Source organism: Janthinobacterium foliorum, from assembly GCF_978021625.1.
This window is the reverse complement of record NZ_CDXDQE010000010.1, coordinates 138,746-156,700: the sequence shown is the minus strand read 5'-3', so window position 1 is coordinate 156,700 and position 17,955 is coordinate 138,746. Positions and strand designations below refer to the sequence as shown.

15 protein-coding genes are annotated in these 17,955 nt (G+C 63.0%); 2 read left to right on the top strand and 13 right to left on the bottom strand.

Translation table 11 applies throughout. The features are described from left to right. Positions 1 to 147 precede the first annotated feature (147 nt). Positions 148 to 594, top strand: a complete 447-nt coding sequence (locus ACZ92H_RS20060) for a protease inhibitor I9 family protein (protein WP_465050757.1) — start codon at positions 148 to 150, stop codon at positions 592 to 594. On the opposite strand, the gene ACZ92H_RS20055 is transcribed toward ACZ92H_RS20060, so the two are convergent. From ACZ92H_RS20055 to ACZ92H_RS20040, 4 genes are all read right to left on the bottom strand, one after another. Beyond that, positions 585 to 1,259 (bottom strand): LuxR C-terminal-related transcriptional regulator, encoded by a 675-nt coding sequence (locus tag ACZ92H_RS20055; RefSeq protein WP_131373780.1) that lies wholly within the window; start codon positions 1,257 to 1,259, stop codon positions 585 to 587. The two genes, ACZ92H_RS20060 and ACZ92H_RS20055, sit on opposite strands and share 10 nt — an antisense overlap. Then, positions 1,256 to 1,969 carry a winged helix-turn-helix domain-containing protein gene (locus ACZ92H_RS20050; protein WP_131373781.1) on the bottom strand — a complete coding sequence of 238 codons (714 nt, stop codon included), beginning with the start codon at positions 1,967 to 1,969 and terminating at the stop codon, positions 1,256 to 1,258. The genes ACZ92H_RS20055 and ACZ92H_RS20050 overlap by 4 nt, the downstream gene beginning before the upstream one ends. Positions 1,970 to 2,162: 193 nt before the next feature. Further along, on the bottom strand, positions 2,163 to 2,801 hold the full coding sequence (locus tag ACZ92H_RS20045; RefSeq protein WP_465050756.1) for an NF038129 family PEP-CTERM protein: 639 nt from the start codon (positions 2,799 to 2,801) through the stop codon (positions 2,163 to 2,165). A gap of 10 nt (positions 2,802 to 2,811) precedes the next feature. Further along, positions 2,812 to 5,808, bottom strand: a complete 2,997-nt coding sequence (locus ACZ92H_RS20040; protein ID WP_465050755.1) for an ExeM/NucH family extracellular endonuclease — start codon at positions 5,806 to 5,808, stop codon at positions 2,812 to 2,814. A 462-nt stretch (positions 5,809 to 6,270) separates the two neighbouring features. On the opposite strand from ACZ92H_RS20040, the gene ACZ92H_RS20035 reads away from it, so the two are divergent. Next, complete coding sequence (locus tag ACZ92H_RS20035; RefSeq protein ID WP_465050754.1) at positions 6,271 to 7,008, top strand: PEP-CTERM sorting domain-containing protein; 738 nt, start codon at positions 6,271 to 6,273, stop codon at positions 7,006 to 7,008. Positions 7,009 to 7,063: 55 nt separating this feature from the next. On the opposite strand, the gene ACZ92H_RS20030 is transcribed toward ACZ92H_RS20035, so the two are convergent. From ACZ92H_RS20030 to ACZ92H_RS19990, 9 genes are all read right to left on the bottom strand, one after another. Beyond that, entirely contained in the window at positions 7,064 to 8,086 is a 1,023-nt protein-coding gene (locus tag ACZ92H_RS20030) for a TIGR03790 family protein (protein ID WP_465050753.1), read from the bottom strand. Between the two features lie 140 nt (positions 8,087 to 8,226). Continuing rightward, positions 8,227 to 8,805, bottom strand: a complete 579-nt coding sequence (locus ACZ92H_RS20025) for an FxDxF family PEP-CTERM protein (RefSeq protein ID WP_465050752.1) — start codon at positions 8,803 to 8,805, stop codon at positions 8,227 to 8,229. A gap of 84 nt (positions 8,806 to 8,889) precedes the next feature. Beyond that, positions 8,890 to 9,447 carry an FxDxF family PEP-CTERM protein gene (locus ACZ92H_RS20020; protein ID WP_131373786.1) on the bottom strand — a complete coding sequence of 186 codons (558 nt, stop codon included), beginning with the start codon at positions 9,445 to 9,447 and terminating at the stop codon, positions 8,890 to 8,892. Between the two features lie 181 nt (positions 9,448 to 9,628). After that, positions 9,629 to 11,083 carry a mannose-1-phosphate guanylyltransferase/mannose-6-phosphate isomerase gene (locus ACZ92H_RS20015; protein WP_465050751.1) on the bottom strand — a complete coding sequence of 485 codons (1,455 nt, stop codon included), beginning with the start codon at positions 11,081 to 11,083 and terminating at the stop codon, positions 9,629 to 9,631. A gap of 20 nt (positions 11,084 to 11,103) precedes the next feature. Next, a complete protein-coding gene (locus ACZ92H_RS20010; protein ID WP_465050750.1) occupies positions 11,104 to 12,258 on the bottom strand; it encodes a nucleotidyltransferase family protein in 1,155 nt (384 codons plus the stop codon). Between the two features lie 50 nt (positions 12,259 to 12,308). Continuing rightward, positions 12,309 to 13,571: a glycosyltransferase family 4 protein gene (locus tag ACZ92H_RS20005; protein ID WP_465050749.1), complete on the bottom strand. Its 1,263-nt coding sequence runs from the start codon at positions 13,569 to 13,571 to the stop codon at positions 12,309 to 12,311. After that, the gene (locus ACZ92H_RS20000) at positions 13,552 to 14,862 is read right to left on the bottom strand and encodes a nucleotide sugar dehydrogenase (RefSeq protein WP_131373790.1); all 1,311 of its coding nucleotides are present in this window, start codon (positions 14,860 to 14,862) and stop codon (positions 13,552 to 13,554) included. Before ACZ92H_RS20000 ends, ACZ92H_RS20005 begins: the two co-directional genes overlap by 20 nt. A gap of 17 nt (positions 14,863 to 14,879) precedes the next feature. Further along, a complete protein-coding gene (locus ACZ92H_RS19995) occupies positions 14,880 to 16,883 on the bottom strand; it encodes a heparinase II/III family protein (RefSeq protein WP_465050748.1) in 2,004 nt (667 codons plus the stop codon). Further along, positions 16,880 to 17,950 carry a glycosyltransferase family 4 protein gene (locus ACZ92H_RS19990; RefSeq protein WP_131373792.1) on the bottom strand — a complete coding sequence of 357 codons (1,071 nt, stop codon included), beginning with the start codon at positions 17,948 to 17,950 and terminating at the stop codon, positions 16,880 to 16,882. The genes ACZ92H_RS19995 and ACZ92H_RS19990 overlap by 4 nt, the downstream gene beginning before the upstream one ends. Between the last annotated feature and the right edge of the window lie 5 nt (positions 17,951 to 17,955).

The following is a 17,955-nucleotide window of genomic DNA, read 5'->3' as shown; positions in this document are numbered from 1 at the left end:
CCTCGGCAATTGTCATGCCGATGTGCTCCTGAATTTGCGCGATCTACGGGGAGAGTATTCGATGCCGACATTTCACTTCGCAGCGCTGCCGCCCCGTCCTGCGGCGGGAGTACAATCACCTTGTTGCATCGCATGAAAGGAAGCGACATGCCGACACACACCCTGACCTTCGCCCTGCTCGCCAGTGCCGCCGGCATGGCCGGCGCCGTGCAAACGGACGGGCAGGCGCCCGCCGCGCAAACGCGGCGCGCCTACATCGTGCAGCTGGCCGATGCGCCGCTGGCCGCCTACACGGGCGGCGTGCCGGGCCTGGCGCCCACCATCGCCCAGGGCCAGCGCCTCGACACGGGCAGCGAGGCGGCGCGGCGCTACACGGCCTATCTGGAAGACAAGCAGCGCGCCGTGCTGGCGCTGGTGGCCGGAGCGCCCGTGCAATACCGCTACACCGTGACGCTCAACGGCTTTGCCGCCCTGCTGACCGCGGACGAAGCGGCGCGCCTGCAAGCCAGCCCGGACGTGCTGCAAGTGTCGCTCAGCACGATGGAACAGGTGGATGGCGGCAGCGGCAAGCTGCAGCCAGGCAATCAGCGCTGATGCCCGATCAACTGCAGCGCCATGCCGCGCGTGACGGCTTGCGTGCGGTTGCTTACGCCCAGCAATTTATAAATGCGCTGTAAGTGGCTTTTCACGGTCCAGCCGCTGATGCCGAGAATCTGCCCCACTTCCTGATTGCTTTTGCCGATACTGACCCAGCGCAATATTTCCAGTTCGCGGGCGCTGGCCGCGCGCGGCGCGGCGGCGAGCGGCTGGCTGCTGCCTGGCAAGGCCAGCCAGTGCAGCTGCAGATAAGGCAGCAGCAATTCCAGCAGATACGCCTGGCGCGCCGCGTCCGCCTCCGGCATGGGCATGGCAGACAGGGCAAACAGGCTGCCGCCACTGGACGACAGGTTGCCATGCACCAATACCTGATCGATGAGGCGTGCCTGCCTGCCAGCCGCGCGCCAGGCCCGCGCCAGGGGCGCCACCTGTTCCTCGTGCCGCGCCAGCTGCCGCGGATCGAGCACGGCGCTATGCCACGCCTCGCTGCGCAGCACGGCGCCATCGGCGCCCAGTTGCGCGCAGACAAGGACGGCGTGCGGCAGCAGCGCCTGCAGCGGCCCCTGGCTCCACAGGAAAAAATCGCTGCGCGCGGCGATGCCATGCGCACCGACAATGGCGTGCAGCAAATATTCCTGCTCCCTGGCCGTCAGCAGCATCATGCGCAGACGGCGCCGGACGCCAGGTAGCGGTAGCCGCTGCCGCGCACGGTTTCGATGTGGTGGCCACAGCCGCCGGGCTGCAAGGCGTGGCGCAAGCGCCCCACGTGGGCGTCCACCGTGCGTTCGTCGAGGTAGGCGGCGTGGCCCCACACCTGGTCCAGCAGCTGCGCGCGGCTGTGCACGCGCCCGGGATGGTCCATCAGGAAATGCAGCAGCTTGAATTCCACGCGGCCCAGGTTGACGGGCACGCTGCCGGCCGTCACGCGCAAGGTGTGCGGATCGAGGCGCAGCGCCGCCGGCCCAGCCGCAGCGCCGGCGCCGCCACGCCAGCCCGCCGGCGCGCGCCGGCGCAGCAGCGCATGCACGCGGGCCAGCATCTCGCGCGGGCCGAAGGGCTTGCACAGGTAATCGTCGGCGCCGCTTTCCAGCGCGAGCACCTTGTCTTGCTCGCTGTCGCGCACGCTGGCCATGATGATGGGCAATTCGCACAGCACGTTATCCTGGCGCAGCTGGTGCAGCAGCGCGATGCCGGAAAGGTCCGGCAATTCCCACTCCAGCAGCAGCAAGTCGGGCGCCTGCGCCGCCAGCAAGGCCAGCGCGCCGCGCGCATCCAGCGCGCAGCTGACCCGGTAGGCGGCGCCTTCCAGGTTATGCACCAGCAAGGCTTGCGTGGCTGGCGCAGGGTCCAGCACCAGAATATGACGGCGCATCGATGCATCCTCCCAAAAAGGTTGGCGGCCCTCCCTGAGAAACTAGACGGCTCGACAAGTTTTTGACTATGCATCAAGCGTTAACCGCTGACTAATACAATTTAGTTTCCAGATTTATAGCTATTCCGAATAAATAGGCGAAAAAAAACACAGCGCACCGAGGCACGCTGTGTTCAGGCTGGACAACGGCTATTTACGCTGGCGTGACGAGCTGGCGCCGGCGCAAGGCAAAACCGATCAGCGCCAGGCCACCCGTCAGCATCATCCACTCCGACGCTTCCGGCACGGCCGAAATGGAAGCGATGCTGGCATACGTGCTGCCGGCAATGCTGGCCGGCACACCGCCATTGAGCGGCGTCAGCTCGAACTGCAGCAGGTTGCCATTCACATTGCCCAGGTAGGACATGCCCGTGGCGTCGAGCAAGCCCACGCCGAAGGTCGTGCCCGCATTGCCGGCAGTGGTGAGGAAGTCGCCGCCAAAGACGATGTTGAAGCCGAACTTGCCGCCCAGGGTCACATTCTGAAACCAGTCGTTGTAGGCGCCGGCGTTGCCGAAGGTCAAGGTGCCCGGTGCGCTGCCGCTGACGCTGCCTTCCAGCGATTCCAGCGCGCCAAAGGCGCCCGAGAAATTGCTCAGGATGGCGCTGGCGCCCGGTGCGGGGCTATTGCCGGCGATGAACGCGAAGTCAAGGAAACCGGCGCCGGAAAACGCGCTCGTGTCGATTTCCACGTGGTAGCCCAGCGGGTCCGCCAGCGCCAGGCTGCTGCTGCCAGCGAGCAAGGCGGCCAGCACGGCACGGCGCAGGGTGAGATTGAGTTTCGTTGTCAACATGATGGTGTCCTTAGAAGTTGCCGGCAAAAATGCTGGCCGAGTAATTGATCGTCACTTTCGACGGATTGGTGAAGCTGACGGCGAACGAGGCGGTCGCGCCCGGCGCCAGGCTGGCCGCGTTGACGGTAACGAAGGCCGCGCCCGCATGGCTGCCACTGGCGTTGGCCAGGGCCACGCCGGCAGGCAAGCCGCCGAACACCACCTGGAACGGGCCGTTGATGGCCGTCGTGCCCGTGTTGGTGAAGGCAAACGTGCCCGTGTATTTTTGCGTCGCGCGGTTGAACGTCAGGCCCGAGCTGGCCGTCGAGACGGCGGCCGTGATGTCGCGGTAGGCCGGCTGCAAATCCAGGCTGATGACGACGGGATCGTGGTCCGAGGCGCGGTACGGCAAGGCGTTGTACAGGTCCTGCGGCTTGGCTGCATCGATGTTGTAGTCGATCACCTCCGGTTCATCCGCATTCACATGCCATTCGGCCACGCCCGCCACTTGCGCACTCAGCGAAGCACTGGCCAGCGCATGGTCGAGATAGCCGCTCTGGCCGCCGAACACATACGAATACGGCATGCCCGATGGCCGCACGAAGCGCTCGAGTTCGTTGACGAAGCCGGCGCCCGTGATGACCTGGATCGGATCTTCCGCGCCATACGAATTCAAGTCGCCAATGACCAGCACGTCGGTGTCGCCGGCGGCGGCCGCCACTTGCGGCACGAAGCTGCCGACCAGGCGCTGCGCCTGCTGTACGCGGGTGGCATTCCAGCAGCTCTGGCTATCGTTGTTGTCCGCATCGGGACCCGCGCCGGACGGGCAGCTGCCCTTCGACTTCAGGTGGTTGACGATCAGCGAGAATTTCTCGCCGTTCGCCGCCTTGAAGGTTTGCGCCATTGGCGGACGGTTGTTGATGGCGTTGGCATCGGACAAGGCGCCGCCCACCAGGCCCAGCTTGGCAGGCTTGTAGATCATGGCCACGCGGATGGCGTCCGTGCCCGTGGCGGCCGGTTTCGGCACCACGGCATACGTGACGCCGCCGATGGCCGCGTTGAGCTGGTCGACCAGATAGGTGACGGCCGTTTCGCCATTGTTCTGGATTTCCATCAGGCCCACCACGTCCGCATCGATGGCTTGCAGCTCGGCCACGATCTTGTCGCGCTGGCGCACGAATTCGGCCAGGTTGTCGGCGCCGCGGCAATTGCTCTTGCTGCTGGAACTGCCCAGGGTGCAGCCCTGGCCCGTCTGGCCAAACACGTTATTGCCATTCGTGAAGGTCGTGAAGAAGTTCAGCACATTGGCGCTGGCGACCTTGACGTTGCCGGCTGGCAGTGCCGGGCTGCCCGTGCGAGGGTTGTCGCGCGAAAACTGCGGCGTCTGCGTCGGCTGCAATTTGTAGGCGGCGCCGCCGCCGCCGATGGCGCCAAAGTCCACCACGCCCGTCAGGTCGGCCACCGTGTCGCCGCTGCGCACGGTGCCATCCTGGCCGATGTAGGGGATCGTCGGCGGCGCGACAAAGATGCCATCATCGAGCACGATGAGGTTGTTCGCATTGGCGGCGATCAGGGCTTGCGCCTCGGCGGAGCCGGCCGGATGGCGGTTGGTCGGCACTTCGCGCCGGCCGGCCGACAGGGTCAGCTCGCCGCGCGCGCCCAGGTAGGCGTTCTGCGACACGGTCAGGGGCTGCGTGAAGCGCACCAGCATGCCTTCGACGGCGGCCAGGTTGTCATTCGGCAAGGTCACGTTCGTCGGCACGATGCTGTGGCCGGTGCTTTGCGTAAGGATGGCCGTCACGTCCTTGAATTCCGTGTAGGAATTTTTTGCGCCCGTGGGCGTGTATTCGAACACCGTGCCCGTCACGCGCACCAGTTCGCCCGGCTGCACGGTGGTGGCAGCGCTGCCCGTGTAGACGAAGATGCCGTCCGAGGTCGACGGGTCGCCATCGCCGGCCGCATCCTGGATGAAGAAGCCGGTGCCCACTTTCAGGGTGACGACACCTTGCGTCGTCTGCACGGAATTGGCGTACGGGCTGGCCGCGCCGCTGCCCTGGATTTGCGGAATCGTGTGGCTGATGGCGGCCAGACCTTGCACGGCGACATCGATCTTGCAGCTGGCGCTTTGCTGCTGGTCGTTGCTGAAATTCACAATCACAGGGTAATTGCCGACTGGCACGCCAGCTGCCACCAGCAGGTTCACCGTCGCGCTCTCGCCGGCCACGCCGGCGGCGCTGAAATTGGCCAGGCTGATGCCGGCCACGGCGGGCGAACTCAGGCTGGCGGCATTCACCACGCCATCGACGTCGGAAGCGCGCAGCACGGCGTTGCCGCCATTGCCGACGGCCAGGGCCAGGCTGGCGGGGCAGCTGGTGATGATCTGGTGCACCACGGGGCCGCCGCAGGCATGCAAGGCCGTGGCCGTGTTGCGCGGCGTCACGCTGCCGGTGGCAAAGTCGGCGCCGTTGTCGTCCGTGTCGCCGCAGCCGCCATTCGCGCGCAGGATCGCCAGGGTATTCGATGGCGCCGGCGCCACATTGCCCTCGAAGCCGTTGGCCGTGCCAAAACCGACCAGGTCGATGACGGCCGCACCCGCGGGATTGGCGCCCGTTTGCGCCGTCTTGCTATTACTCAGCAACACTTTGCCCGCCGTGCCCGACATGGCCACGCTGCCCGTGGCGTCCGGTGTCGGCAGCGCTTCCGTGCCGCCCGCGCCCTTGGCTTGCTGGACCAGCAGATACTGGCCAGGTTGCAGATCGATCGCCGGCAGAGCCGTCACGGCCCAGGTGGTGCCTGCGGCGGATGCGTACTGCACGCTCCAGTTACTCACGTTCACCGGGCTGGCGCCTCGGTTGAACACTTCGATGAAGTCGTTGGTGTACAAGGCACCGCTATTGCCGCCACCGCCATATACCTGGCTGATGACGATATCGGAAGCGGCCAGTGCCGGCAAGGACAGGCTGGCCAGCATGGCAGCCATGACGGTCAGGCGCAAAGGCGCGCGCAGGGAGGAAAGCGAAGTGTGCATGGAGATCCCGGTCAGTAAAAAAAATGGCGCCAACCCGAATCGGCGGGCCGGCGCACCACAATTAACAAAATGGTTGCAGACTTGTTATTTGCATATTAAAGAACCAGGATGACGACTTGATGACATTTGATTAAGCCGAATGGAGTAAATGACGCGCGGAGGCGCCGCCACCGCGGTGGATTGGAGTGGCTTCTTGGCAACATACATTCCTTTTTTCACTCAAAGGAAAGCATCACAGGGGAAAATATGATATATTTCATGCAAATAAGTTTTAATATTTGCAATATATTAATGCTTTAAAGCAATGCGAACGAACGCAGGAGCAGGCTCCATCCACGCCTGCACCTTGAGTTGCCAGTCTGACGATGCCCACAAAGGCCGCATCGCCCGATATCGGCAGAAATCCTATTCCGCAGGTCTGTGCGCATCCGCCAGGCCCGGATATATTCGAAGAGATCAGCCATGTTTACACCCCTCCCACGGCTCCCTGCGAGCGCCCTGATCCTTGCAGCAGCACTGTGCGGCAGCGCCGCCCAGGCGCAAAATGCGCCGCCGGCATCGAATGCGAATGACAACAAATGCCAGGCAAGCACCACTGGCACGAATGGCAAGGCCAGCGACGCCGACCTCGACGGCACCTACAGCGCCTGCAGCCTCGTCAATGGCTTCATCGGCTTTGGCGCCCGCACCAATGATGGCAGCAGCCAGACGCCGGAATTTGGCGAAGGCGAATCGAGCCAGGTATTACGCCATCCGCAATTTGGCAACCAGGGACACCGCCTGGCCAATTTGCTGGGACAACAAGACGATGCTGGCAGCAGCGCCGGCGCGCGCACTGGCAATGCGGGCGGCGGTTACAGCTTCGGTACGCGCGACTTTATCGCCGCGCAAGACCAGCCCGTAATCGACGATGCTGCTGGCTACCGCGGCACCGGCCGCGCCTTTGCTGGCGCCGATAGCGTCTATGCACCTCTGCTGACGTCGTCTGGCTTTGACACGGGCGCTCCCGCAGGCAACGGCGGCGTGGGCGGTGGCGGCGCGGGCGGCGGCATCGACAGCGGCAGCAATGGCACGGGCGGCGGAGCCATTGTGCCTCCCATTACGCCTGCCGTGCCGGAACCCGAAACCTGGGCCATGCTGATGGCAGGGCTCGGCTTGCTGGCCTTGGCCAGGCGCCGCAAGGCCGGCCGCCAGGCATAAGAAAAAAGGCTCGCAAGAGCCTTTTTTTTGTCCACAAAATCCCTACATCCGCGCTTCAGCGCCGGTATGCCAGATACGGCGCCGCCAACGGATCGCCGATGAACAAACCTTGCGCCGGCCACGCGACACTGCCCCAATACGCTTCCAGCGCCGTCATCCCGCCCAGATAGCGGCGCAGCAAGACTGTCGAATTGGGAAATTTCTGCCAGAAGTTACACGGTTCGCTGACGGTGCCATAGCTGGCCGTGGCGCCCGCCTCGAGCCAGCGCTGGCTGCTCATCTGGGCCGTCCCCTGCAAGTCGCCGCCGAACGAGGTCAGGTGATCCGCCAGGGCGCCCGGCAGAAAACGCAGGGTATCAAGCTTGGCCACCTTGGCCATGCCCGTCTGGTAAATCATGATGTCTTGCACTCCCTCAAGGGAATCGGCCTTGATGTTCTTAATGGTGAGCTTGCGCTGGCGCACCACGCCGGCGGGTGGAAAAAAGGGCGCACGGCTATTGCGCGCGCCTTCACTGGTGGTCAGGAAGTAGGCGCTGGCGGCCGGCACGGAAAAACCGCTGACCGTGCCGCGGTCCACCAGCGCCTTGGCCTCGTCCACGAAATCCACGGGGAGCAGCATCGACAGGCGCATGCCCATCTGCGCAAACGGCTGGTGGACAGTGCTGTTGAAATAGGTGCTCGGCTTGCCGGCATTGCAGGTCTTGGCGCACTGCGCAGCGTCGTAGCCCAGAGTATACGCGGCCGTGATGGAATTGCATTCGACCGCATAAGGCGCGCTCCACACCATCAGCACCGCCTGGATCTCCGGCTTGAGCTGGGCATCGATGCGCGACTTCAGCTGCGCGAACTGGTCCGCGCTGAGCTTTTTCGGCCGGTTCGGTATCGTCACGTGCACGACATTGGCGGCGGGGACGCCATGCGCCTGGCGATAATACTCCCCCACTTCCACGCTGTTCGGCTCCGCATCATTGATCACGATGGCCAATTGCGCGGCATGTACCCCTGGCGGCATGGAAGGCGCATCGGCGTGCGCCATGCCGGCGGCCAGCGCCAGCGAAAAGCAGAGAGATTTATGCAATGGTCAATATCGTCGTTGGGGAATATCCAGGCAGCCATGCCGCAGCCACCCACTGTGCCGGCCGATTATAGCCCCATGTCGGCACGCGGCAAAAAAAAACGGAGGCCGCAGCCTCCGTTTCATCTACAGAATTTGAGTCTTCAGGCTTGCAGCTTGCGGCGGCGCGCCATGAAACCGATCAGGCCCAGGCCTGCGAGCAGCATGCCGTAGGTTTCCGGTTCCGGTACCGGCGTGACCGCCAGGATGCCGCTGTAGCTGCCGCCAGTTGGCGAGGCCACGTAACCATCAATTTGCAGGAAGTAATTGCCAGCAGCCAAAGGCGTGGAACCGGACTGCAGCGACCACGCCTGGTCTTGCGCCGTGAAATTAATCAGGTCAAGGGCGCCATGAAACAGGATGCCGCTGGCATTACCCAGGCTAAAGCCCGTCAGGGTCAGGCCGGAGTTGGCGCTCGGCTTGAGCGACGTGGCCAATGCGCTCAGGTCGTTAAAACCCGTCACGCTGAACGTGAACTTGTCGCTGAAAAAATTATTGCCCGCGCCAGCCAGCTGGCCCGGTGCCAGCGAAAACGAGCCCAGCAGCTCGCTGCTGGAATAATCGAGCAAGTCTTGCGTCAGATCCACCGTCGCGTGACTGATGTCAACCGGCGCAGCATGGGCTGCCAGGCTGCTGCCGGCAAACATGGCGGCCACAAACAGGGATTTCAGGAATTTTTTCATACTTTTCACCAAGATGACTGCAACCGGCTCAGGCCGGTTGCGGGATGGAAACGCAAACGAGGATGCCAATCAGCCAGGCCGGGCTCAAGCCGCCTTCTGGCGACGGCGTGCCATGAAGCCCAGCAGGCCCAGGCCCGCCAGCAACATCGCATAGGTGCCGGGCTCAGGCACGGCCGATACCAGGCTGCCATTCGCGCTGAAAGCTGCGCCCGTGTTCGACACCACGTTGCCGCTGACTTTCAAGTAGTAGGAACCGGCGGCCAGGTTGGCATACGACAGGGTCCACTTGTCATCGATGCCGGTCAGCAGTTGGTCACCGCCCAGCAGCAAGGTATTGCCCACGCTGCTGTACAGGCCGAACCCCGTCAAGTTCAGGCCATTTGCGGCGCTGCTGCTGCGCGAGCTCAATACCACGCTCAGATCGCTGGCCTGCGCCACATTGAACGTGAACAGATCATTGAAAAAATTACTTTTTTGATTGTTCTTGAACTTGTCACCGAACGTCAGCGAACCGCCCGCGGCCAGATTGACGGCGCCAGGCGTGGAACTGATGTCGACAGGCGCAGCCATCGCCGCCTGCGAAAATAAAACTGAACCGGCAAAGGCCAGCGCAGCCAGCGCCGAATACGTATTTTTCTTCATGCGACTCCACCGAGCGTGAGTGCGGACGCGCTTGCATCCACATGATTTATCTGATCAAACCAGGCAGAATCATAGCATAAAGCAATCTTTAGTGTTAACTATTTTCCAATGGAAAGTTACTTTATAGCATCATTCCAAGAACCAATAGTTTCCACCTTCCGGAACATGGCTAAAACCGATATCACACGCGCTGGTAGACATCCTCCAGCCGGACGATGTCATCCTCGCCCAGATAGCTGCCCGACTGTACCTCGATCAGATGCAGGGGCAGCTTGCCCGGATTTTCCAGCCGGTGCGTCATGCCGATGGGGATATACGTCGATTCATTTTCTGTGAGCAAGGTCACCTTGTCACCGCAAGTCACACTGGCCGTGCCGCTGACCACCACCCAGTGTTCGGCGCGGTGGTGGTGCATCTGCAAGGACAGCTTGCCGCCCGGATTGACGGTAATGCGCTTGACCTGGAAGCGCTCGCCGATATCGATGCCTTCATAACTGCCCCACGGGCGGTACACCTTGCGGTGCTGCTGGTGCTCGCTGCGGCCGGCCTGCTTCAAATGGTCGACCACCTGCTTGACGCGCTGCACCTGGTCCTTGTGCGCGATCAGCACCGCGTCGTCCGTTTCCACCACCACCAGGTCTTGCACGCCCAGCACGGCAACCATGCGGCTCTCGGCGCGCACCAGGCAATTGCTGACGCCATCGAGGTACACATCGCCACGCACCACGTTGCCGCTGGCGTCACCTGGCTGCACTTCCCACAGGGCCGACCAGGAACCGACATCGCTCCAGCCTATGGCGGCCGGCACCACCACCGCATGCGCCGTATGCTCCATGACGGCATAGTCGATCGAGTCCGACGGACAGGCGGCAAAGGCCTTTTCTTCCAAGCGGCAAAAATCGAGGTCACGGTAGCCGTCGCGCACGGCAAGCTCGCAAGCGGCCAGCATGGCTGGCTGGAACTGCCCCAGCTCACTCAGGTAGCGCTCGGCGCGGAACAGGAACATGCCGCTGTTCCAGTAGTAATTGCCTGCCGCGACAAACGACTGCGCCGTGGCCAGGTCCGGCTTTTCCACGAAGCGCTCGACGCGGCGACCCTGCCCTGCCCCTGCGACGGCTGCGCCGCTGCGGATATAGCCATAGCCCGTTTCCGGCGCCGTCGGCACGATGCCGAAGGTGGCCAGGGCGCCAGCGCCGGCCAGCGCCGCCGCCTCGGCGATGGCAACATGAAACGCGGCGACATCCGTGATGACGTGGTCTGCCGGCAAGACCAGCATCAGCGCTTGCGGATCGATGGCCAGCAGGTAGTGCGCCGCCACCGCCACGGCCGGCGCCGTATTGCGGCCGACCGGCTCGAGCAGGATGCCCAGCGGCGCCAGGCCGATCTCGCGCAACTGCTCGGCTACCATGAAGCGGTGCTCGTTGCCGCATACCACCAGCGGCGCCATGATCTCGCAGTCGGCCAGCGCACTGTCGCCGGCACGGCGGTTGGGCAGGCTGTGCACGCGCAGCGCCGTCTCTTGCAACATGGTCTTGTCTGTCACGAGCGGCAGCAGCTGCTTGGGCAACACGGCGCGCGACAGCGGCCACAGACGGGTGCCCGAACCGCCGGACAGGATCACTGGATAAATTTTCATGGTTTCACTTCGTAAACAGTTTATTGGGTAGCGTACCGGGCCGGCGGCGTTTCCGTGCGGCGCAGGCTGCGCCGGTCGCGCGCATTGCCCCAGGCATCGGTGGCGTAATCGGAGACATGGCGCATCTCGCCGGCGCGGTCGACGCTGTAATCCTTGAAGACGATCATTTCATCGAGCAGTACATCAGGCAGCACGCGCGTGTATTCGAACAGCACGCTGCGCACCACTTCGGCGCCGCTGCAGACATGGCTGCCGTGACCGATCCAGGTGGGTCCGATGATGGTGGCGCCCGCTTCAATGCGGCAGCCCGAGCCGATGTAGACGGGGCCTTCGATCCGCGTGCCGCCGCCCCAGTCGATGCTGGTATTGAGGCCGGCCCACACGCCATCGGCGATCTGGGTGCCAGGCACGTGCAGCTGGGCCACTTCTCCCATCAGCACGCCTTGCAGCACTTCCCAGTAATCCTTGACGCTGCCGATGTCGATCCAGCTGTACTGGCGTTTTTGCGCATGGAAGGGCAAGCCCTTCTCTACCAGCAGGGGAAACAGTTCCGCGCCGATATCGAAGGGGCGGTCACAGGGTATCAGGTCCAGCACTTCCGGCTCGAACAGATAGATGCCGGTGCTGACGCAATTGGACAAGGCGTCGGCCCGCGCGGGTTTTTCCTGAAAAGCAAGGATGCGTCCATCGCCATCGCTGACCACCACGCCGTAGCTCGATACCTTGTCCCACGGCACTTCCAGGGTAATTACGGAGGCCAGCGCGCCGGAACGGCGATGCTCGCGCAGGGCCGCGTCGAGGTCCAGGTCGATCAAGGCGTCGCCGCACAGCACGATCGTCGTTTCATCGAAGAAGCCGCCAAATTCCTGGATCTTCTTCATGCCGCCGGCCGAACCGAGCGGCTGCGGCACGACCTCGCCCGCATCATTCGTATAGCCTTCGAAGGAATAGCCGATCTGCACGCCAAACTGGTGGCCCTCGCCAAAGTATTCCTCGATCTTTTCATGCAGATAGCTGACGTTGACCATGATGTCGGTCACGCCGTGCCGGGCCAGGTGCTCCACCAGATACGCCATCACGGGCTTGCCCAGGATGGGGATCATGGGTTTGGGCAAATCGTAGGTCAGGGGCCGCACGCGCGTGCCCTTGCCTGCCGCTAATATCATCGCTTTCATCGTCGGGCTTGCTCCATCAGGGTTGGGGATGGCGGGCCGGGCGGCGCATCTCAGCGGCCGTCCTTGCTCAAGGTCACGGACGTGGCGGGCACGGCACCGGGAAACAGGCGCGCATACGCGGCCAGCAGCTTCGGCGCTTCATATTCCCACTCCAGTTCATTGATCACGCGGTGGCGGCCAAACGCGCCCATCTGTTCGCGCCGGACAGGATCATCGAGCAGCTCGACAATCTTGCGCGCCATGTCGACGGGATCGTTTTTCAGGGCATACAACGATGCCTGCTGCGCCGAAACCTTGCCTTCGACCAGGTCGAACTGCACGATCGGCTTGCCCAGCGCCATGTATTCCATGATCTTGTTCATGGTCGACTTGTCGTTCATGTCGTTGGCCACGTCGGGATTGACGCACACATCGGACGTGTTGAGCATTTCCAGCAACTGCTGGTCCGGCACGCGCCCCGTGAAGGTCACGTAGTCGGCGATGCCCATGTCCTGCGCCATCTGCTTCATCTGCTCCAGCGAGGTGCCGCCGCCGACCAGGCCGAACTGCACGTCCTGGCGCCCCAGGGTCTGCACGATGTATTGCGCCGCCTGCAGCAGCAGGTCGATGCCTTCCTGCGCGCCCATCACGCCCACATAGCCGACCAGGTAAGTGCGGCCCTTCTTGAGTTCAGGCACGGGCGGCAGCACGCGCAGGCGGTCCAGCTTGGGACCGCTGCGCACCACATACACGTCGTTCGGGTCCATGCCGCCACGCTCGATGGCGATTTTCTTGTACGACTCGTTGGTGGCGATCGACACGTCGGCGCTCTGGAACGACCAGCGCTCGAACAGCACCATCAGTTTATAAAAGAAATCGCGCCGGCCAAACTTGGCCTCGTACAGTTCCGGATTGATGTCATGATGGTCGAACAGGAAACGCTTGCCCATCGTCAGCTTGAAGAAGCCGCCGATAAGGAACAGCAAATCGGGCGGATTGCAGGCATGGATGACATCGAAACCGCGCGCGCAATGCACTTTCCACGCCAGGCGGAAAGTGTGGAACAGCGCCAGCGAATACTCCACCAGGTAGCCCTTCGCGCCCTCCGCTTCCAGCGGCAGGTTGTAGCGGTAGATGTGGATGCCGTCGATGGCTTCGTAGCGCGACTCGTAACCCTTGCCTGTGGGACAGATAATCGACACTTCGTAGCCGTTCGCATGCAGGGTGGTCGCTTCCTGCCATACGCGCCGGTCGAATGGCGAAGGCAGGTTTTCCACCAGGATCAGCACGCGGCGCGGCGCGCCTGCCACGTTCTTACCAGCAGATGCCGTCATATTGCTCTCCACTTTGTTCCTTGCTGATGCGCACCAGATCAACGATGTGCTGATGCGGCTTCAGGCTGCCTGGCACGCTTTTGAATTCGGCCGCGCCGTTGCCGATGACGATGGTGTCGGCGAAGTCCAGCACGTCCTGCATGTTCGTCACCATCAGCTTGGAGATATGCGGAATGTGGTTCAGGATGTAATCCTGGTTGGCGCCCGTCAAGGCCGCCAGGTTGACGTTCTTGTCGTACAGCTTGAGTTCATAGCCCTTGCCCAGCAGGTGCTCGATGACATCGACCAGCGGCGACTCGCGCAGATCGTCCGTGCCGGCCTTGAACGAGAAGCCCAGGATGCCCACCTTGCGCGCGCCCTTGTCGGAGATCATCTTGATGCCCTTTTCCACCTGCCGCTGGTTCGATGGCAGGATCGAATTGAGCAATGGCAAGTCCAGGTCCAGGCTGCGCGCCTTGTAGGTCAGCGCGCGCACGTCCTTCGGCAGGCACGAGCCGCCAAAGGCGAAGCCCGGCTTCATGTAGTACGGCGACAGGTTGAGCTTGGTATCCTGGCAGAAGATCTCCATCACCTTGTGGCCGTCGATGCCGACCGCCTTGCAGATGTTGCCGATTTCATTGGCGAACGCCACTTTCACGGCATGCCAGGTATTGTCCGTGTACTTGACCATCTCGGCCGTCTCGACGTCCGTGCGCACCAGCGGCGCGTCCATCTTTTCATACAGCTGCACCAGCAGCGCGCCGGCCTTTTCGTCCGACTCGCCAATCACCGTCTTCGGCGGATTGTAATAGTCGTAGACGGCCGTGCCTTCGCGCAGGAATTCCGGATTGTTGCAGACGCCGAAATCGACGCCGGCCACCTTGCCCGAGGCCGCTTCCAGGGTGGGGATCACCAGCGAACGCATGGAACCGGGCAGCATGGTCGAGCGCGCCACGACGACGTGGAAGGTATCTTTTTCGGCAATTGCCGCGCCAATCTCCTGGCACACCTTGCGCACGTGGCTCAAGTCCAGGTTGCCGTTCAGCTGCGACGGCGTGCCCACGCAGATGAGCGACATGTCCGAGCCGAAGACGGCGTCGCGCACGTCTGCCGTGGCGCGCAAATGGCCGCTTTTCACGGTGGCGGCGATCATCTCGCCGATGTCTTTCTCGATGATGGGCGTGGTGCCCTGGTTGATCAGGTCCACCTTGGTCTTGTTGGGATCGACGCCGATCACTTCATGGCCATCCGTCGCCAGGCAACCGGCCGAGACGGCACCTACGTAGCCGAGGCCAAAAATACTGATTTTCAAAATATGCTCCTTAATGATTAAGCTGGCGAATCAGCCGGCGATGCGAGCGGCATCAGCTCGATGTGCGTCACGATTTCAGTTGTTCCCTGTACTTGCACGCGCCAGGCGGCGCTGGCAATCGGCGCCTTCTCGTCGAAGCGGCGCGAGATCCAGCCGCCGGGCGGTGTGTCGCTGCCACGCAATATGTCCGGCGCACCATGCGAACAGCGCATGCGCAAGCCGGAGCGCTGTCCCTGTGCCAGCAATTGCCCGCCGGCGGCCGTCACCACGCAGTCGTCGCCGAACTGCCAATGCACGGCAATATCATGTACATTTGTACATTGTAATATGTCTTTTACAACAATGCATTTATTATTAAAGTTGAACTCGATACGACGCCGGTGCAGCACGGGATCTGCCAGGCGGCCGTAGCCGTCGTGCTGCCCCTCAAAAACTTGCACATCAGAATTCGTTTCATGCGCAATCATGCGCGCGTTGGCTTTTTTCAGCCACATGAAATTACCGCCGATCTCCGACTGGTCCAGCCCGTCGACGGACACGCTGTTGTGCGCCGGCGTGCTGCGGAAGTAGTCGCGCCATTTTTTTTGCGTGTGGTAGGCGTAGGTGCCGGGATCGGTCAGCAGCTCTTCCCCGCCTGCCGAGAGGGTGAACGCCAGCGCATCGGCATGCCCGTGCGCGGCGATCGACAAATAGCCGAGCGGAGCGCAGTCGACGACCATGCGTACTTCATCCGGCGTGCCAAAATCGCTGCCAAGCAGGAAATATCCCCCTTCGGGAAACGCCATCACGGGCGCTTCCGCCCCGCTGGCATCGAGCGCCTGCCATTGTTGCAAGCCTGCCACACCAAACAGCCAGCGGTTCTTGTCGTCAAACTCGCCAGCCTTGCGCTTGAAATCGGCGCGGCCGAACAGCACGGCGCAACTGGCCAGCAGCGAACGGTAGCGATGCCAGCCCGCGTCGTGCGCCAGGCGCACCATCTGTGCGTCATCGGCATCTCCCGTCATGGGCACGTTGCCCGCCACGTCCATGAGCGCGGCGATGAAATCGGCCAGGCGCTCCAGGCGCTCCAGGTAGGCGGCGGAAAAGCCAGCGCCATGCGCGCGCCCGATCAGCTGGCACAGCAGCATCATGTCCATCACTTCATGCTGGTAGTAGACGGCTTGCTCGCGGTTCACGCCATCGGGCGTGTTCTGCTTGAGCGCTTCCTCTTCCAGGCCCTTGCGCGCCAGTGCCTGCCACTGCTTGCTGATGGGCCAGCAAGGCCATACGCTACTGGCGACAAACAAGCCCATGTACTCGCCAAACAGATGGTTGTTCGCTGACGAATGACGCGAAAAGTAGCCAGCGATAAAGTGGCTATGCTGATAGATGGCATCTAGCCACTGGCGCTGGAAGCGCTGGCCCGCCGCCCCCTGGAACAGCGGCGAGGCCAGGCCGCCCAGCAATTCCCAGGCGCAAGCCCAGTTCAGCAGGCGCAGCGCCAGTTCAAGCGAACTGGTCCAATGCACGCCCAGCGGATACGGGCACTGCTCAAACCACGATTGCAGCAAGGTGCGCGCGCCGTCCGCGTAACGCTGCTCGCCCGTCACCCGCCATGCCTGCGCCAGCGCCACCAGTTCCAGGTGCCGGTTCGGCTCCCACAGGTACTTGATGTCGCCCACCACTTGTTCGCTGCGGTAATCGATCTGCTTGCCCAAAGTCAGCGGCGCCACGGTGCCCGTCTTCGGATCGCGGTTCCATTGCGGCGGAAAACCCAGTTCCACGCCACGCAGCGCAAACACGTTCCAGCGGCCCGCCAGCACGGCATCGGCGGCGGCGCGCAAGGCGGCCACATCGGTATCGCTGCCGTCGCCCGCCAGAAACGCGGGCCGGGGACCGCTCCACTGCGGCGCCGGCACTCCACGCAGCAAGCCGATACCGAATTTGCTGGCCTTTTTCTGCAGCAACTGCTGCACGCGCCAGCTGATTTCCGGCGCGCCCATCAGTTTCAAGCGATTGATTTTCCACCCTAAAGTTGTCATACAGCAGGCATTCCCAAGTCGGCATACATTTTTTCGAGACGCGGCATGACTGCCGCCGTGGCAAACTGGCGCTCCACCTTGCGGCGCCCCGCCGCCCCCATTCTTTGCGCCAGCGCATCGTCAGACAACAGCCTTTCGATCCGTTCGGCGAGTCCGGCCACATCGCCGGGAGCGAGCAAATATCCCTCCACGCCATCCTCGATGGCTTCCGGAATGCCGCCGATAGCCGTGGCGATCACCGGCACGCCGCATGCCATCGCTTCCAGTATGCTCATCGGCAAGCCCTCGAAATACGAAGGCAGGACGTAGATGCGGCAGCTGTTGAGCAAGCGCGTCTTTTGTTCACCCTGCACCCAGCCCAGCAACTCGACGTGCCGCGTTACGCCAAGCGCATCGGCCTGGCGCTGCACGGCACCGCGGTCACCGTCCCCGCCCAGCGCCAGGTGCAGCGCAGGACATCGCTCGCTCAGCTCGGCACACGCCAGCAACAGGTCATCGACGCCCTTGGCCTTGCCCAGCTTCCCCAGGAACAGGACGCTCCCCGCCGCGCGCGACGGCCAGGCCGCGATACTGTCCGGCAGCGCCACGGGATTGAACATGGTCTCGACGTGCGGATTGCGGCTGATGCTGCGCACCCAGGCCTGCCAGCCGCCCGACAGCACCAGCACGCGCGACGCGTGATTGAAGACGTAGCGGATATACGCGCGCCGCAGCGGTCCGCACTGCTGCCCATAAAAGACGGCAAAGCCACCGCCATGCAAGTGCAGGATGCTGGGCACGCGGCACAGGAAAGCGAGCAGGAAAAAACCCGACTTGCGCCAGAAACTGGCATGCGAAGCGACATGCACATGGATCAGGCCCACCTGGCCCGTCAGCAGCATGCCCGCGAAGCGCGCATACGCGCACAGCATGATGCGCAGCTTGGCCAGAGGGCCGCCATCGCAATGCGTGGCCAGGTAATGCACGCGAAAGCGTTCGAACAGGCCCGTGCTTTCGTAGACCCGCGCCACGGCGGCAATGCCGCCCATGGTGTTCAGGCTGGTACCGACCATCAGAATTTTTTTCATCTCGA

What these genes read in the sequence shown, in the direction of transcription:
- ACZ92H_RS20060 (WP_465050757.1), top strand. Translation starts at nt 148, where the DNA reads ATGCCGACACACACCCTGACCTTCGCCCTGCTCGCCAGTGCCGCCGGC.
- ACZ92H_RS20055 (WP_131373780.1), bottom strand. Translation starts at nt 1,259, where the DNA reads ATGATGCTGCTGACGGCCAGGGAGCAGGAATATTTGCTGCACGCCATT.
- ACZ92H_RS20050 (WP_131373781.1), bottom strand. Translation starts at nt 1,969, where the DNA reads ATGCGCCGTCATATTCTGGTGCTGGACCCTGCGCCAGCCACGCAAGCC.
- ACZ92H_RS20045 (WP_465050756.1), bottom strand. Translation starts at nt 2,801, where the DNA reads ATGTTGACAACGAAACTCAATCTCACCCTGCGCCGTGCCGTGCTGGCC.
- ACZ92H_RS20040 (WP_465050755.1), bottom strand. Translation starts at nt 5,808, where the DNA reads ATGCACACTTCGCTTTCCTCCCTGCGCGCGCCTTTGCGCCTGACCGTC.
- ACZ92H_RS20035 (WP_465050754.1), top strand. Translation starts at nt 6,271, where the DNA reads ATGTTTACACCCCTCCCACGGCTCCCTGCGAGCGCCCTGATCCTTGCA.
- ACZ92H_RS20025 (WP_465050752.1), bottom strand. Translation starts at nt 8,805, where the DNA reads ATGAAAAAATTCCTGAAATCCCTGTTTGTGGCCGCCATGTTTGCCGGC.
- ACZ92H_RS20020 (WP_131373786.1), bottom strand. Translation starts at nt 9,447, where the DNA reads ATGAAGAAAAATACGTATTCGGCGCTGGCTGCGCTGGCCTTTGCCGGT.
- ACZ92H_RS20015 (WP_465050751.1), bottom strand. Translation starts at nt 11,083, where the DNA reads ATGAAAATTTATCCAGTGATCCTGTCCGGCGGTTCGGGCACCCGTCTG.
- ACZ92H_RS20010 (WP_465050750.1), bottom strand. Translation starts at nt 12,258, where the DNA reads ATGAAAGCGATGATATTAGCGGCAGGCAAGGGCACGCGCGTGCGGCCC.
- ACZ92H_RS20005 (WP_465050749.1), bottom strand. Translation starts at nt 13,571, where the DNA reads ATGACGGCATCTGCTGGTAAGAACGTGGCAGGCGCGCCGCGCCGCGTG.
- ACZ92H_RS19995 (WP_465050748.1), bottom strand. Translation starts at nt 16,883, where the DNA reads ATGACAACTTTAGGGTGGAAAATCAATCGCTTGAAACTGATGGGCGCG.
- ACZ92H_RS19990 (WP_131373792.1), bottom strand. Translation starts at nt 17,950, where the DNA reads ATGAAAAAAATTCTGATGGTCGGTACCAGCCTGAACACCATGGGCGGC.